Genomic DNA, 14,566 nt, shown 5'->3' with positions numbered 1-14,566 from the left:
CCACAAGGTTGTGGGCCTGGGCCTGTGCCAACGGCAGGTGCCGAACGCTGTCGCCCACACTACGCACCCATTCATGCCGATCCGAGAATGCTGGGGGGATGTCCAGGTGACTGTCACGCGATAGACATTGCGGGCGCGTGTTAGTGTTGCGGAGGCGGTTTATTCCGCCTGCGTCGTCGTGACGCTTCCCGGCCCTCTCGGCCGTGGCTCTACACGAACGGCGAACCGATGCGCAATCCTGCGCCGTCGCCCACTTCGCGCCTCTCTCGGGCCTTCACCGGCCTCATGTTTCGGTGCGCACTTCACCCGAAAGCACAACCATGTCTACTTTCCTTGAGCTCGGCGTACCCGCGCAGCTCGCATCCGTCCTCGAAGCCTCGGGCAAGACCGAGGCCTTCGCCATCCAGCGCGACACGCTTCCCGACTCCCTCGCGGGTCGCGACGTGCTCGGCCGCGGCCGCACCGGCAGCGGCAAGACCATCGCGTTCGCTCTGCCACTCATCGCCCGCCTGAGCGGCGCATCGGCCGCTCGCCGTAACCCGGGCCAGCCTCGCGGCCTGGTCCTCGCCCCGACGCGCGAGCTCGCGACGCAGATCGCCGCAACCCTCATCCCCCTCGCCGAGGCCGTCGGCCTGCGCGTCACCACCGTCTTCGGTGGCGTCAGCCAGCGGCCGCAAGAGCAGGCTTTCCGCAACGGTGTCGATATCGTCGTCGCCTGCCCGGGCCGCCTCGAAGACCTCATGAAGCAGGGCGTCGTGCGTCTGGACCGCGTCGAGATCACCGTGCTCGACGAGGCCGACCACATGGCCGATCTCGGCTTCCTGCCCGGTGTCACGCGCATCCTCGCGGCGACCCCGCAGGGCGGACAGCGGATGCTGTTCAGCGCCACGCTCGACCGCGGTGTCGACAGCCTCGTCCGTCGGTTCCTGCGCGACGAGGTCCGTCACGAAGTCGACGACGAGAGTGTGCCCCAGGGCGAGATGATCCACCGCGTCTTCGTGATCGACGGCACCGATGAGAAGACCGCACTCGTGCAGCGTCTCGCGTCCGGCACCGGCCGTCGCATCCTCTTCACCCGCACCAAGCACCAGGCAAAGAAGCTCGCCAAGCAGCTGACCGCGGCCGGCATCCCCGCCGTCGACCTCCACGGCAACCTGGCGCAGGGCGCGCGCGAGCGCAACCTCGCCGCGTTCGGTGCCGATGTCTCGAAGGGTGGCGTGCGCGTGCTCGTCGCGACGGACGTCGCCGCACGTGGCGTCCACGTCGACGACGTCGAGCTGGTCGTGCACGTCGACCCGCCCGTCGAGCACAAGGCGTACCTGCACCGCTCGGGCCGCACGGCTCGCGCCGGCGCCGAGGGTACCGTCGTGACGGTCACGCTCGAGGCGCAGCGCCGCGATGTCACCGACCTGCTGCGCAAGGCCCACATCGCCGCACCGCTTGAGAAGGTGCGTGCGGACGACGCCCGGGTCGTGACCCTGGTCGGCGATACCGCCGCCTACGTCAAGCCCGCGCCGATCGTCGCGAGCACCCACGCCCCGCAGCGCCCCCGTGGCGCGTCGGGTCGCGGTAACGGTGGCGGCCGTCCCGCCGCAGCCCGTGGCGACGGTAACCGCGCGCCCCGCGGTGACGGCGCCCACGGCGATTCGGCCCGTCCCGCAGCCGGCGGCGGACGCCGCGGCGGCTCGCGCGGACGCTCCTACTCGACCGGCTCGCGCGGCTGAGCTCAGATCAAACGAAACGGCGGGGCACCCTCGGGTGCCCCGCTGTTTCGCGTTCCGTGCGTCAGACCTGGCGGTACTCCGACTTGCCGAAGCCGAGGATCAGGTAGCCGATCGGCTGCAGGAGGAACAGCAGGAAGAACGAGAAGACACCGCCGTGTCCGAAGTTCTTGCCGACCTTGACGGCCAGGACGATCGCGAAGATGAAATTGACGATCGGGATGATGTAGAGAAGGCCAAGCCACGCGGACATCCCGCCGACCTTCACGAGAATGAAGATGTTCACGATCGGGATGATCGCGAGGATGCCGGGCCAGCCCGCCTTGCTGAACGTGCGCCAGAGCGCGATGGCCAGGATGATGTACCAGATCAGCCCCCAAACACCGGAAATCGTATAGAGCGCGGTGAGGTCGGCCTGGTCGGTGATCTGCGAGGTCACGATCTGCGAGGTCACGCTTTGTGAGGTCATGGCCACATGCTAGGGGTTCCGCGACACCTCTACCCGCTAGAGTCTGCGCCGTGACTTCCCCGCCCACGCTCGCGCGTCGTCTTGGCCTCGGCGACGCGGTGTTCATCGGTCTCGGGTCGATGATCGGTGCCGGGGTCTTCGCCGCCTTCGCACCCGCGGCCGAGGCGGCGGGTGCAGGCCTGCTGGTCGGGCTCGCGATCGCCGGGTTCGTCGCCTACTGCAACGCCGCCGCATCCGCTCAGCTCGCCGCCGCCCACCCCACCTCGGGAGGAACGTACGCCTACGGCCGGGCCGAGATCGGTCCGTGGTGGGGCTTCGTTGCGGGGTGGGCATTCATCATCGGCAAGCTGGCGAGCTGTGCGGCAATGGCGATCACGTTCGCCGCATACGCCGCTCCCCCGGGGTGGGAACGGCCTGTCGCCATCGCTGCCGTGGCGGCCCTGGCAATCGTGAATCTGCTCGGCGTGACCCGCACAGCACAGCTCACGCGCGTGCTGGTCGTCATTGTTCTGCTCGCTCTGGCCGTTGTTGTGGCCGCAGGATGGTCGAGCACCCCCGGCACCGAAGGCCTCGCCGGCCTGGACCTCTGGACGGGTAGCGGCTACGGCATCCTGCAATCCGCCGGTCTGCTCTTCTTCGCGTTCGCCGGATACGCGCGCATCGCGACGATGGGCGAAGAGGTGCGCGATCCCGCCAAGAACATTCCGCGAGCCATCATGCTCGCCCTCGGGCTGGCGCTCGTCGTCTACGCCGTCGTCGCTGTCACTGTTCTCGCGACGCTCGGTCCCGATGCAACGGCGTCGGCCGAAGCACCTCTCGCCGAGACCGCGGCCGCTTCCGGGTGGGCATGGGCGCAACCGATCGTCCGTTTCGGGGCGGCGGCCGCATCGCTCGGCGCGCTGCTCGCGCTGATAGCCGGCATCGGTCGAACAACCCTGGCGATGGCACGAGAGGACGATCTGCCCCGCTACCTCGCCGCTATCCACCCCCGCTACCGCGTGCCGCACCGCGCCGAGATTGTGATTGCGATCGTCGTCATCGTGGCCGTCGCGACCGTCGACCTGCGCGGCGCGATCGGCTTCTCATCGTTCGGGCTTCTCATCTATTACTTCATCGCGAATGCGGCGGCGTTCCGGCAACGCGGCGAGAAGCGCCGATTCCCCCGCGTCCTGCAGGTTCTCGGCGGCGTCGGATGCGGCATCCTTGCCCTGACACTTCCGCTGACCGCCGTGATCGGCGGCGCGGCCGTCATCCTTGTCGGCATCGTCGGGCGACTGGTGGTGCTCGAGCTCAGGCGTCGCCGTTCGCTGTAGGTCCAGCGCGCTTCACGAGCCGAGCGTGAGCCGAATCGACTCGATCCTGCGTGCCCGCGTCTGGGGCGCCTTCGCCGATTCGACCGACGTCACGTGCGCCTTGCGAGCGCTGGGCGCAAGAGCATCGAACACGGACCGCAATCCGGCCGCCTCCAATGCGGTGGCGAGGTCCGCGGGCACCTCGACAGTGCGAGGCACCGCATCGATAACGAGTGTGACGTCGATCGCGTCGCCGCCTGCCAGGCCCGTCGCCGCGCGTTTATCCGAGCTGAAGGGGATCAGGTAGCGACCGCCCATCACAGCAACGGTGCTCCGGTATTCGAAGCCGTTGACGGTCACGATCACGGCTGGCCGCTTGCCTGCTGCCAGGGATTCGACCACGCCAGCGGGAACCTCGATACCCGTGTTGTTGCCTTGCTGGAACAGGATTGTGGAGAACGTCGCCTCGTTGGCCATGTCGCGAGGATATGGGCGCGCGCCCGTCGGCCGCCAGTGTCGTATCAACCGGCGCGGCACGACGCGACCCCTCTGCTCGCGCGCGCGAACTGGCCTAGCTTCGACATACACCCACTCGAAAGGAGCCAGACATGGGATTCATCGACGACGCGAAGGAGACCGCCGAGACCGCTGGCCGCAAGGCGAAGGACGCGTTCGAGGACACCACGGACCGCATCGGCGACAAGGTCGACGAGATGAAGGCCGACGCCGAGGTGAAGAAGACCAAAGCCGAAGCCGACGCCGAGGTGAAGAAGGCCGAAGCCGAGCGCGACTCGGTCAAGACCCGCAACGAGGTCAAGGAAAACATCCGCGACGCCTGACCCGTCTGCACAAGAACGGGGGACCTCGGAGAGTACTCCGGGGTCTCTTGCTCGTTAACCCCGCCCTGTGGGCAGACGGCCCGCTTAGCTCGCCCGGTAGTTGTCGCGAGCGAATGCCGAGTACGGCGCGGGCTCGACCGTCGCACGGACCGCGATCTGGCGGTGGGGTTCAACGGCGGGCTTCTGCGAGTTCGGCTCTTCGCCCCACAGGACGTGCACCTCTGTGCCCGGTGCCGAGTGCTCCGTAGCGATGCTGGCGAGCGAGACGAACGCATGCTCGTTCGTGATGTAGCCGACGTCGTGCGAGATTCCGACATCCTCACCGTCGATCAGCACCCGGTCGACCTGGTACAGCCCGTAACGGGCCTTGGGGAAGTCGATGTACTTCGCGGGAACGCCGGGCTCGAGCAGCGACTGCACGGCGGACGCGACATCCTCTTCGTTCCAGACGAGGGTGACCTTGGTTCGGGGTGCTTCCGCAGCGTGTCGCTCGAGCGCCGCACGGCCGATGAAGTCGTGGTCGAATGCGACGCTCCGGCCGTAGCCGATGTCGTAGGGCGTGACGTAGTAGTCGGTGATGTCGTCGGATGCGAGGCTGCCCGCAAGCGACCCCGCCCGAGCAACGGGCAACCACTCGCGATACGCCGCAGTGCCCTCACCCGTGAAGATCGCGGGAAGCGGGGACGGCACCCAGGCCGACTCGAGGTTCGCCGAGGAATACGCCTTCGACCCGACCAGCACGAGATCGAACTCTTCGCCGGCCTCGAGCAGAGCCGAGCGCACGCGCTCGCCCTCGGCCCAGGGGCCGAACAGCTCGAAGCCCGGCTGGCCCGCCATGCCATGCCGCAGCGAGCGCACCGTCAGGCCGTCGATCGTGAACGTCGCCATGTGGAAGAACTTCGTGGGCGGCACCGGAGCGCCGGTGACCTTCTCCATGAGCGCCAGCGCATTCGGACCCTGCAGCTCGAAGCGGTACAGCTTCGGGTCACCGGCGCGCACGATCGAGTTGCCGTCGCGCTCGAACGTGGCGTCGTAGTCGCCCGTTTCGAGGTGGTACTGCACCCAGTCGATGACCATCGGGTGCCCGACGAGGTCGAAGGACTCCTCGGCCAGGTAGAAGAGGATCGCGTCGCCGATCAGGTAGCCGTCGCTGTTGACCGCGATGAACTGCTTGGCGTTGTCGACGCGGAAGTTGGCAAAGCTGTTCACACCCACGTCGCTCAGAAGCTTCAGCGCGCCCGGGCCGGTCAAGAACAGGTCGGTCATGTGGTGCGACTGGTCGAGCAGCGCCACCGACGTCCGCCAGGACAGCTGCTCGGAGCGCCAGTTGCTGAACTCCGGAGTGACCGGGAAGACGGTGGGGAGAGCCGGGGCGTTCCGCAGAACGTCGACGGGGCTTCCGACACGGGCGATGGCGGCGGCGAGAGATTCAGACACGGGAACTCCTTCGTTCGCGGCGGTCATCCGCCGGCGGTGGCTCACCCTCAGCCTATGCATCGGCGCGTGCGTTGTGCATAAGCGGTGCTTATGCTGGGGAAAGGATGCCTAAGTCATCCTCGACCGTGTCCGTCGTACACGCGTCGTGGATGTACCCGTCACATCGAAGTGGAGTGCCCGTGGACCTCAACCTGCTGCGCAGCTTCGTCGCCATCTACGAAACACGAAGCCTGACCGCCGCAGCGGAGGGCCTGTATGTGACGCAACCCGCGGTCAGCCAGGCGCTCGGGCGCTTGCGGCGCGAGCTCGATGACCCGCTGTTCCGGCGCGTCGGACGGACCATGGAGCCGAGCGAACTCGCCAGCTCGCTCTACCCCGACTTCCGAGATGCCCTCGCGAGAATTGACCGCACCCTCGACTCGGTGCACGGATTCGAGCCGGCGGAGTTCGATCGTGTCTTCCGGATCGCCCTGTCCGAGCTGGGCGAGATCGGCTACTTCCCCGCGATTCTGGATGCCGTGCGCACCGCCGCGCCCCATGCCCGCCTCGAGGTGGTGCCGCTGGACGTCGACCGACTGCCGGGCTGGCTCGCGCGCGGAAGCATCGACCTCGCCGTGACCTCTTCTCGCGTGGTCGGCGAGTTTCCCCACGTCGTGCTGAAGTCGCAGGGCTACGCGATCCTGATGTCGCAGAACCATCCGCTCGCCCGCGGCGAGGTCAGTCTCGAGGACTACCTCGCCGCGACGCACGTCGTCGTGGCGAGCGACTCCGGCCGACCCAACCTGCGCACCGCGCTCAGCCGCCTGGGCGCGCGCCTCGACGAGCCGGTCAGCGTCAACCACTTCGCGTCGATCCCACCGTTGCTCGCGGCACGCCCCGACATGATCGCCACGGTGCCCGACACTATCGGCGCGGGCTGGGCGACGTCCTGGCCGCTCGTCGTTCGGCAGCTCCCGTTCGACATGGCGAGCGTCGACGTGTCGCTCTTCGCACGGACAACCGCCCAGCACTCGGCCGCGCTCGACTGGGTCTTCGAAACCGTGCGACATGCCATCTCGGGCACGCACGGCGAGTTCTTCGCCATCCACGGTTACCCGGGACGCTGACGGAACCGTCTACTCCTCGTCGAGGTCTTTCTCGAGCTGATCCTCAGAGAGCACTGCACCCGGGGTGGGCGTCCGGAGTGCGGGATTCGCCGGATACTCGGGGGCAACGCCCTCCGGCCCGTCCTCGCTCGCGCCCCAGATGATGTCCACATCGGTGTCGATATCGCGATCGGTGGGCGGGCCCTCGGGACGCGGCTCGTCGGCGGGCATGAAGGGCTCGGACATCGACATGGGCGTATCTTCCCGCTCCGAGGTTACGCGGGGGTGAACTCGCCCAGCACCGGCTTCAGCACGGAGTTCAGCACCGGCGTCAGTTCTCGAGCGAGATCCCCCGCCAAGAATCCGAGACCCGGATGCTTCGTCAACCGGTCGCCTGCGCTCGCGTGCGCCCAGCTCGCCCACGCGACGGCACGCTCGGGCGGCAAGCCGCGCGCAGCCATCCCGGCGATGGCGCCGGCGAGCACGTCGCCGCTGCCCGATGTCCCGAGCCCGGCACCACCGGCCTCAACGCGCCAGGATGCGCCGGCCGGGTCGACGACGTCGCCGTAGCAGTTGACGATGGCCTGGTATCTTTCCGCGATCTCGCGCAGATCTGCGATGCGCTCATCGCTGCCGTTCTCGCCGAGCTCGCGCCCCAAGAGCCGCGAGGCCTCTTCTGCGTTCGGGTTGAGGAGCAGCGTCTGCGGAAGCCGCGAACGATCGATATCGGGAAGCACGCCGAGCCCGAACGCGTCCAGGACGAGACACGAGACATCCGTGTCCGCGACGGCTTCCACGGTCGCGCGTGTCTCATCGGGCTCGTCGAAACCCGGGCCGACGAGCACGGCGCCAGCCGCGGCGAGTTCGTCTCGCAGGTGACCCTCGATCGGATCGGTGGCTCGTTCGGGCAGGGAGAAGATCGCGGCCTCGCGGATCACGACGCCGATCTGGGCCTCGATCGAGCCGGGCACCACGAGTCCCAAGCGGCCCGCTCCCACTCGCAGTGCGGCCTCGCCCGCGAGAAGGATCGCGCCGGGTGAGCGGCGGGAGCCTCCCACGACCATGACCCGGCCGCGTGTCTTCTTCGAGTTGCCGGGATCAGGCAGCCCCCACTCCCGCAGAAGGTCCGGCGTGACGCTCTCACTCTGGCTGGACATCGGGGCTCCCCGCATGCTCGGTGACCGGCGCACCCGCGCGCTCGAGGTGCGCGACACTCGAGAAATCGACAACTTCCCAGCCCTCCTCGGTGAGGCGGAGGTGGGTGATCGAGGCGTTGTCGACCGTGTTGGCGGCGGCGAATTCCAGAAGCTCCGCTTCGTCGAGCGGGAGCAACACCGAGAGCAGCAGCATCACCACGGCATCGTGCGCCACGATCATGGCACTCTCGGCGGGACCCGGGAGAGCATCGCGGAGGAAGGATCGCAGTCGCAGAGCGACATCGGCCCACGATTCCCCGCCTGGCGGTCGATGGTAGAACTTGCCGAGATGGCGGCGGCGCTCCGCTTCCCCCGGGTGCAGGCGCTCGACACCCACGCGCGTCAAGAGATCCAGGATGCCGAGCTCCCGGTCACGAAGACGCTCGTCTACGACCCGAGGGGCGGAGATGGATTCCTCATCCTTCAGCGCGATCGTCAGGGTCTCGCGGGCACGGGCATACGGTGACACCCAGAACGCATCGATCTGCTCCGGGTGAGCCGCCATCCACTCCCCGAGCGCCCGAGCCTGGGTCCTCCCGACGGGCGAGAGCGGGACATCCGCGTCGCGCAGATCGAGAGGAATGACGTCGAGCCCTTCGCGTTGGGCGCGCGTCGCCGCCACGTTGCCCACGCTCTCGCCGTGCCTGACCAACCACAATTCCGTCACCGACATCCCGCGAGCGTAGGCGCGCGCAACATTCGCGGGCACCCCGTTGACAAGTCGGTTGTGTCTCTGTCGACCCGCGCACTCGTCTGCAGGCGAGCGACCTAGCCGGCTGGCGCCAATCGAACGTCCACACGCGTGGGAACCACCACGGGGTGCGTTCCCGCGATCTTCTCCAGCACGCGAACGACCTGGCAGGAGTATCCGTACTCGTTGTCGTACCAGACGTAGAGCACCATGTTCGTGCCGTCCGCGATCGTTGCGAGCCCGTCGACGATGCCGGCGCGGTGCGATCCCACGAAGTCCGTTGAGACGACCTCGGGAGACTCGACGTAGTCGATTTGCTGCCGCAGCTTCGAGTGCAGCGAGACCCGGCGCAGGTAGTCGTTCACCTCTTCCTTGGTCGCGGGGCGCTCGAGGGTGAGATTCAGGATGGCGAGCGACACGTCCGGCGTGGGCACGCGGATGCTGCTGCCCGTGAGCTTCCCAGCCAGTTCTGGCAGCGCCTTTGCCACGGCCTTGGCCGCGCCGGTCTCGGTGATGACCATGTTGAGCACGGCCGAGCGCCCGCGGCGATCGCCCTTGTGGAAGTTGTCCGTGAGGTTCTGGTCGTTCGTGAACGAGTGCACCGTCTCGACATGCCCGCGAACGACACCGTAGGCCTCGTCGATGGCTTTCAGCACGGGGGTGATCGCGTTGGTCGTGCAGGATGCGGCGGAGAGGATGCGGTCCTCGGGTGTGATGTCCGAATCGTTGATGCCGTGGACGATGTTCTTCAGGGGCGTCTTGCCCGGGGCCGTCAGCAGGACGCGAGCGACGCCGGGGCTCCGCAGATGCTGAGACAGACCCTCCTCGTCGCGCCACCGACCCGTGTTGTCGACGATGACCGCGTCGCGGATGCCATAGGCCGTGTAATCCGTCGCGGCGGGATCGCTGGAGTAGATCACCTGGATGCGGGTGCCGTTCGCGACGATCACATCGTTGTCTGCATCGACCTCGACCGTGCCGGGGAACGACCCGTGCACCGAATCGCGGCTCAAGAGGCTCGCGCGCTTGATGAGGTCGTTCTCGGAACCCCGCCGAACGACGATCGCGCGCAGGCGCAAGCCGTGACCGTTGCCCGCGTGACTGATCAGGATGCGAGCGAGCAGTCGTCCGATGCGCCCGAAGCCGTAGAGCACGACATCCGTGCTCCGTTCGGCTGTCTCGACGTCCATACCCTCGAACGCAGCACGAACGTGCGCCTCGACATCGACCTCAGGCCCGGCGTCACGCAGCGAGAGGGCGAGCCGCGCGACGTCGACCGAAGCCGGACCCGGACCTATCGCGAGAAGCGCCCTCAGCACGGCATCCGTCTGCTCGAGCGTGAGCTCTTCGTGGCCGAGCTGGCGAGCCCGTTCGTGCGCCTCGATCACGCCGATCGCCGAAAGGTTGATGATGCGGTGACCGTGCACTGAGGTGACGATTCCGTGGTCACGGTACAGACGGCCGATCTGCGGGATCAGGCGCTCGGCGAGCTCCTCGCGAGCCACCCAGTCGTCGCGATGGGAGTCGTAATCGATCGTGGACACGGCGGTACCTCCAACGTTGCAGGTGCTTCTCAGCGCGGCATCCTCGATACGAACAGTCGAGCGAATCCCGGGCGAGCACAGATCCCTCGACTCTATCCGCTCCCTCCGGGCCACTTATCGAGCTCCCGTGACGGCCCTGTCAACCCAGGAGCGGGATGCCTCACGGATGCCTAGGCTTCACCGCGACGAAGGGAAAGACCATGACGGAAGACCGCGATCTCGAGAATGCGTCCGACGCCGAGAACGACGAGGCAACGCAGAAGCCGGGCGGACTCGGCAAGGACGGCACGATCCCCGATGCCCCCGGCGGCGTCGGGGCGGGCCACACGGGCACCCGATCGACCTTCGAGCCCGAAGAGGACGAGAAGGCTGACGACGCCTAGACGAGCACTCCCGTCCGCCGGAAGGCGGCACCGGGGTGCGAATCGGGCAACCGGACGCAACCCTCCCCGAACAGATGCTCGCGGAGGGTGGCGCCCGGCAACTCGTCCTTGATGACCCCGCGACGGCGCAGCTCAGGCATGACCTTCTCGAAGAACATGTCGTGGCTGCCGTCGGGGTCGGGCTGGACGAGAAAACCGTCGGCATCGGTCTCTTCGATGAGCGCGAGAGCCTGGTCGACTGCCTGCTCGACCGTCCCGAGGAAGGGCTTGCCCATCACGCCGTTCGCGCGGAACTCCTCGAGGATCTCCCGCACGGTCGGGGCATCCGGGCCGAGGAATCGCTCGACATTCGTGCGCCCGTTGTCGGTCTTCGCCGTGCTCGCGGGCATCGGCCGGTCGAGATCGAACGACAGCAGGTCTACCCCCGTGAAGTAGGCGTACGTGGCGGCGGCGTACTCGAGAGAAATACCTGCAATCTGGGCCTCGTGCGCCGCGCGTGCTTCCTCCTCCGACTCGGCAATGCGGAACGTCCCGGCGATCAGGCACTTGATCGCGTCGCGGCCGCGGCCCTTCGCCTCGGCGCGGCCGCGAATGTCGGCGATCTGTTCGGCGAGAGCTTTCGACTCGGCAGCGAGGAATACCGCTTCGGCGTACGTCGCCGCGAGTTCTCGCCCCGCGCTGGAGGCGCCGGCCTGGAACAGCGTCGGGGTGACCTGCGGGCTCGGCGGCGTGACGAGCACACCCTTCGACGAGAAGAAGGGCCCATCGTGGATGATCTCGTGCACCTTGGCGGGATCTGCCCAGATCCCCGTTGCGCTGTCACGGATGAGCGCGTCGTCGTCCCAGCATCCTTCCCACAGCTTCAGCGAGAGCTGCACGTGATCGTCGGCCAGCGCATACCGGTCGTCGTGCGGCATCAACGGCTCACCGAACAGCAGTGCGGATCCTGCCTGCGCCGAGCCCGTCACGATGTTCCACCCGATGCGGCCCTTCGAGAAGTGATCGAGGCTGCGGTACTGGCGCGCCACCATGGGCGGCTTCTCGACCATCGTGGAGACCGTCGTGACGAGCCCCAGGGTTTTCGTCGCGGCCGCCAACGCCGACATCAGCATCTGCGAGTCGACGGTCGAGAACTGCACGTTCCGCTCGATCGCCGTCGGGATGACGGTGTCGTTCAGCGTCGGGTAGCCGTACGAGTCGGCGAGGAACAGGAAGTCCGCACCCGCCGCCTCGCACTTGCGCGCAAGTTCGGTCCAGTACTCGAGGTCGGTGTAGTTCGACTCATCCTCGCGGCCCGACATCGCCCAGGTCTGTCGCGCACGACCGTTCTGGAACATGCCGATCGCCAGCTTCTTGGTCGTGATTCGCGTCATGATTCGCTCCTTACGCGGTGGCCGGTGATTTAGCGCTTGCGACGTCGCGTCGGTAGGCCGCCCCGGGATGCTCCGGGGCGAGATGCGGCGTCCCCGTGCCGAGCAACCGCTCGCGCAGTGTCATCGCGGGAAGGTCGGTGGCCACGAGACCGCGCGCACGCAGCTCGGGCATCACGAGATCGATGAAACTGTCGAAGGTGCCCGTGTGATCCGGCTGGACGAGGAAACCGTCGGCGTCCGTCGCCTCGATCACGGCCTGCGCCTGGTCGACGACCTGCCCGGCGTCACCGATGAAGGGCGCCCCCATGACGCTGTTGCGCTGGAACTCCTCGAGGATCTCGCGCACGGTCGGTGCGTCGGGACCGAGGAAGCGCTCGACGTTCGTGCGGCCCGTCTGCGTGAGGGCCGCTTCGACGTCGAGTGGTTTGTCGGGATCCATGACCGACAGGTCGAGCCCGGTGAAGAAGGCGTACGAAGCGGCCGCGTCCTCGAGCGACCTCGTCCCCGTCTGGCGGGCACGAAGGGCGTGGGCGTCGGCCTCCGTCTCGGCGACGACGAACGTGCCGGCGATGAGGCACTTGATCGAGCGCGGATCGCGGCCGTACTCCTCGGCACGCCGGCGGATGTCGGCGATCTGGGCCGTGAGCGCCGGTACCTCCGCGGCGAGGAAGACTGCTTCGGCGTACTTGGCTGCCAGGTCGCGACCGGGAACGGATGCGCCGGCCTGGAACAACATGGGTGTCCGCTGCGGTCCCGGCGGAACCGGCAGCAGGCCCTTCGCATCGAAGTGCGGTCCGTGGTGCTCGATCTCGCGAACCTTGTCGGGGTCGGCGAAGATCCCGGCCTCTCGGTCGATCACGAGCCCGCCTTCGTCCCAGCATCCCTCCCACAGTTTGAGCGAGAGGTCGACGTGGTCCGCGGCGATCTCATAGCGCAGGTCGTGCTCGGTCATCGGCAACCCGAACAGGCGCGCGGAGGCGTTCTGGCCCGCACCGGTCACGATGTTCCAGCCGATGCGTCCGTTGGTGATGTGGTCGAGGGTTGCCATCTTCCGTGCGACCATCGGGGGTTTCTCAACCGTGGTCGACAGCGTGGTGACGAGGCCGAGTCGTTCCGTCACCGCGGCGAGCGCGGGCAGGATCATCGTGGGATCGGCTTTCGGAAACTGGACTCCGCCGCGCAGGGCCGTCGCCGGGATACCGTCGCCGACGACCGGGTACCCGTAGTCATCGGCGAAGAACAGGAAGTCGACGCCGGCATCCTCGCATCGGCGGGCCATCGTCAACCAGTGGTTCAGGTCGAGGAAGTCGGTCGCGGTGTTTTCGGGTAGCTTCCATGCCCCCATCAGCCCCGCGCACTGGAACATTCCGATCTTCCACGGCTGCTTCATGCCTTCGGAACCCATGTCTTCACCTCTCGCCACTGAACTGAACAGTTCAAAGCTAGGGTGCGATTGTTTCGCCCGTGTCACCGTCCCGAAAAACCTGGACGACCACGGGTCGGCCGGGTCGGCCGGGTCGGCCTGTCAGGCCGAGGGTACGGAGGCGCGCGCGAGGGCAGCAGTCCCCGAAAGATCCCGGATGGCGTCGCGATACGCCGCGCGCAGCTGAGCGGGGTCAACGCCCGACAACAGCAGAAACTGCAAGCCACGGAACAGCGCGATGACCCGCGTCGCGCCGGACAGGGCGTCCTCGGGCGAGAAACCGTCCGCCAGGAGCGTGTCGCGAACGTCTTCGATCCACTCCCGCCCGACACGCTCGATGAAATCGCCCCAGTCGTCCGGATCGCGCATGGCGATGCCGAACCGCTGGAAGAACAGTCGGACGTACGGCCGGCTGTCGGGGTCGGCGAGATCGTCCCACGCTGTGAGCAAGCGCTGCTCGAGATCCCCCGGCTGGCTCAGTCGGGCGAACATGTCACGCAACCGCGGGAAGCTGTCGAACGCGACGAGCGCCGCCTCGCCGATCAGTTCCTGCTTCGAGCCGAAGTAGTAGAGCAGCATGCGATTGTTCGAGCCGATCGCACGTGAGATCGCACTCAGGCTGAGATCGATGACCCCATCGCGCAGGATGAGGTCGACAACCAAGCCCAGCAGGCGCTGACGCTCCGGCGTGTTCTCCACCCGGCTCATCTTACGGGCGGCGGATCGGAGCCCTGTCGGGTGCCGATCAACCCGCGGTCACGGGGGATGCGATGACGGGGTGCGCCGCGCCGAGCCGGTCATTGCCCGGGGTCTCCGACAGCCGCGCGCGGAGCGTGTTGCCGGCCTCGCCGTCGCGAAGCCGGCCGCGTTCGCGCAGGATCGGCATCACGAGCCGCCCGAAGTCTTCGAGGTCGTGGGGCGCAAAGACCGGCTCGATCAGAAAACCATCGAGGTCGGTCGCGGCGATCAGCGACTCGATCTGATCCGCCACCTGGATCGGGCTTCCGACGATACGGAAGCCCCGCGTCCCCCTGCCGCGCAACTGGTCGAGGATCTCTCGCACGGTCGGCGCGCCCGTGCCCTCGGCGTCACCGAGGAAACGCTCGATGTTGC

General features: G+C 67.5%; 15 protein-coding genes and 1 pseudogene. 5 read left to right on the top strand and 11 right to left on the bottom strand.

Going from position 1 to position 14,566, the window contains the following annotated elements:
- The first annotated feature begins 320 nt into the window (after window positions 1-320).
- Window positions 321-1,724 carry a DEAD/DEAH box helicase gene (locus tag MIC448_RS12380; RefSeq protein WP_036300154.1) on the top strand — a complete coding sequence of 468 codons (1,404 nt, stop codon included), beginning with the start codon at window positions 321-323 and terminating at the stop codon, window positions 1,722-1,724.
- Window positions 1,725-1,785: 61 nt separating this feature from the next.
- Here MIC448_RS12380 and MIC448_RS12375 read toward each other — a convergent pair whose 3' ends face one another.
- Window positions 1,786-2,190, bottom strand: a complete 405-nt coding sequence (locus MIC448_RS12375; protein ID WP_051513758.1) for a DUF5684 domain-containing protein — start codon at window positions 2,188-2,190, stop codon at window positions 1,786-1,788.
- A gap of 50 nt (window positions 2,191-2,240) precedes the next feature.
- On the opposite strand from MIC448_RS12375, the gene MIC448_RS12370 reads away from it, so the two are divergent.
- A complete protein-coding gene (locus MIC448_RS12370) occupies window positions 2,241-3,503 on the top strand; it encodes an APC family permease (protein ID WP_036300152.1) in 1,263 nt (420 codons plus the stop codon).
- A gap of 12 nt (window positions 3,504-3,515) precedes the next feature.
- On the opposite strand, the gene MIC448_RS12365 is transcribed toward MIC448_RS12370, so the two are convergent.
- A complete protein-coding gene (locus MIC448_RS12365) occupies window positions 3,516-3,959 on the bottom strand; it encodes a YdeI/OmpD-associated family protein (RefSeq protein ID WP_036300150.1) in 444 nt (147 codons plus the stop codon).
- A 131-nt stretch (window positions 3,960-4,090) separates the two neighbouring features.
- Here MIC448_RS12365 and MIC448_RS12360 point away from each other — a divergent pair, with 131 nt between their 5' ends.
- Complete coding sequence (locus MIC448_RS12360) at window positions 4,091-4,321, top strand: hypothetical protein (RefSeq protein ID WP_036300148.1); 231 nt, start codon at window positions 4,091-4,093, stop codon at window positions 4,319-4,321.
- Between the two features lie 84 nt (window positions 4,322-4,405).
- Here the strand turns inward: MIC448_RS12360 and MIC448_RS12355 are convergent, their stop codons facing one another.
- Entirely contained in the window at window positions 4,406-5,758 is a 1,353-nt protein-coding gene (locus MIC448_RS12355; RefSeq protein ID WP_243420011.1) for an aminomethyl transferase family protein, read from the bottom strand.
- 104 nt (window positions 5,759-5,862) lie between these two features.
- Between MIC448_RS12355 and MIC448_RS12350 the strand changes: the two genes are divergently transcribed.
- Window positions 5,863-6,864, top strand: coding sequence for a LysR family transcriptional regulator (locus MIC448_RS12350; RefSeq protein ID WP_081766392.1), 1,002 nt, complete (start codon window positions 5,863-5,865; stop codon window positions 6,862-6,864).
- Between the two features lie 9 nt (window positions 6,865-6,873).
- Here the strand turns inward: MIC448_RS12350 and MIC448_RS12345 are convergent, their stop codons facing one another.
- The 4 genes from MIC448_RS12345 to MIC448_RS12330 all read right to left on the bottom strand — a co-directional run bounded on the left by MIC448_RS12345 (window position 6,874) and on the right by MIC448_RS12330 (window position 10,274).
- Window positions 6,874-7,095, bottom strand: coding sequence for a hypothetical protein (locus MIC448_RS12345; protein ID WP_036300145.1), 222 nt, complete (start codon window positions 7,093-7,095; stop codon window positions 6,874-6,876).
- A gap of 23 nt (window positions 7,096-7,118) precedes the next feature.
- Window positions 7,119-8,000 (bottom strand): ADP/ATP-dependent (S)-NAD(P)H-hydrate dehydratase, encoded by an 882-nt coding sequence (locus tag MIC448_RS12340; RefSeq protein ID WP_051513762.1) that lies wholly within the window; start codon window positions 7,998-8,000, stop codon window positions 7,119-7,121.
- On the bottom strand, window positions 7,984-8,712 hold the full coding sequence (locus tag MIC448_RS12335; protein WP_036300162.1) for a histidine phosphatase family protein: 729 nt from the start codon (window positions 8,710-8,712) through the stop codon (window positions 7,984-7,986). Before MIC448_RS12335 ends, MIC448_RS12340 begins: the two co-directional genes overlap by 17 nt.
- A gap of 95 nt (window positions 8,713-8,807) precedes the next feature.
- Window positions 8,808-10,274, bottom strand: a complete 1,467-nt coding sequence (locus MIC448_RS12330) for a glyceraldehyde-3-phosphate dehydrogenase (protein ID WP_279380992.1) — start codon at window positions 10,272-10,274, stop codon at window positions 8,808-8,810.
- 200 nt (window positions 10,275-10,474) lie between these two features.
- Between MIC448_RS12330 and MIC448_RS12325 the strand changes: the two genes are divergently transcribed.
- On the top strand, window positions 10,475-10,657 hold the full coding sequence (locus tag MIC448_RS12325) for a hypothetical protein (RefSeq protein WP_036300143.1): 183 nt from the start codon (window positions 10,475-10,477) through the stop codon (window positions 10,655-10,657).
- On the opposite strand, the gene MIC448_RS12320 is transcribed toward MIC448_RS12325, so the two are convergent.
- From MIC448_RS12320 to MIC448_RS12305, 4 genes and pseudogenes are all read right to left on the bottom strand, one after another.
- Window positions 10,654-12,030, bottom strand: a complete 1,377-nt coding sequence (locus MIC448_RS12320; RefSeq protein WP_036300140.1) for an NtaA/DmoA family FMN-dependent monooxygenase — start codon at window positions 12,028-12,030, stop codon at window positions 10,654-10,656. The two genes, MIC448_RS12325 and MIC448_RS12320, sit on opposite strands and share 4 nt — an antisense overlap.
- Window positions 12,031-12,040: 10 nt before the next feature.
- Window positions 12,041-13,435 (bottom strand): NtaA/DmoA family FMN-dependent monooxygenase, encoded by a 1,395-nt coding sequence (locus tag MIC448_RS12315; protein ID WP_051513753.1) that lies wholly within the window; start codon window positions 13,433-13,435, stop codon window positions 12,041-12,043.
- A 120-nt stretch (window positions 13,436-13,555) separates the two neighbouring features.
- On the bottom strand, window positions 13,556-14,152 hold the full coding sequence (locus MIC448_RS12310) for a TetR/AcrR family transcriptional regulator (RefSeq protein WP_051513751.1): 597 nt from the start codon (window positions 14,150-14,152) through the stop codon (window positions 13,556-13,558).
- Window positions 14,153-14,198: 46 nt separating this feature from the next.
- Window positions 14,199-14,566: pseudogene (locus MIC448_RS12305) on the bottom strand (hypothetical protein); the annotation flags it as partial.

It is taken from the genome of Microbacterium sp. C448 (assembly GCF_000582705.2).
Lineage (GTDB): Bacteria > Actinomycetota > Actinomycetes > Actinomycetales > Microbacteriaceae > Microbacterium > Microbacterium lacus_A.
The sequence above is the reverse complement of the archived record's forward strand: the minus strand, read 5'-3'. Positions and strand labels throughout refer to the sequence as shown.

What these genes read in the sequence shown, in the direction of transcription:
- MIC448_RS12380 (WP_036300154.1), top strand. Translation starts at nt 321, where the DNA reads ATGTCTACTTTCCTTGAGCTCGGCGTACCCGCGCAGCTCGCATCCGTC.
- MIC448_RS12375 (WP_051513758.1), bottom strand. Translation starts at nt 2,190, where the DNA reads ATGACCTCACAAAGCGTGACCTCGCAGATCGTGACCTCGCAGATCACC.
- MIC448_RS12365 (WP_036300150.1), bottom strand. Translation starts at nt 3,959, where the DNA reads ATGGCCAACGAGGCGACGTTCTCCACAATCCTGTTCCAGCAAGGCAAC.
- MIC448_RS12360 (WP_036300148.1), top strand. Translation starts at nt 4,091, where the DNA reads ATGGGATTCATCGACGACGCGAAGGAGACCGCCGAGACCGCTGGCCGC.
- MIC448_RS12350 (WP_081766392.1), top strand. Translation starts at nt 5,863, where the DNA reads ATGCCTAAGTCATCCTCGACCGTGTCCGTCGTACACGCGTCGTGGATG.
- MIC448_RS12345 (WP_036300145.1), bottom strand. Translation starts at nt 7,095, where the DNA reads ATGTCGATGTCCGAGCCCTTCATGCCCGCCGACGAGCCGCGTCCCGAG.
- MIC448_RS12340 (WP_051513762.1), bottom strand. Translation starts at nt 8,000, where the DNA reads ATGTCCAGCCAGAGTGAGAGCGTCACGCCGGACCTTCTGCGGGAGTGG.
- MIC448_RS12335 (WP_036300162.1), bottom strand. Translation starts at nt 8,712, where the DNA reads ATGTCGGTGACGGAATTGTGGTTGGTCAGGCACGGCGAGAGCGTGGGC.
- MIC448_RS12325 (WP_036300143.1), top strand. Translation starts at nt 10,475, where the DNA reads ATGACGGAAGACCGCGATCTCGAGAATGCGTCCGACGCCGAGAACGAC.
- MIC448_RS12320 (WP_036300140.1), bottom strand. Translation starts at nt 12,030, where the DNA reads ATGACGCGAATCACGACCAAGAAGCTGGCGATCGGCATGTTCCAGAAC.
- MIC448_RS12315 (WP_051513753.1), bottom strand. Translation starts at nt 13,435, where the DNA reads ATGGGTTCCGAAGGCATGAAGCAGCCGTGGAAGATCGGAATGTTCCAG.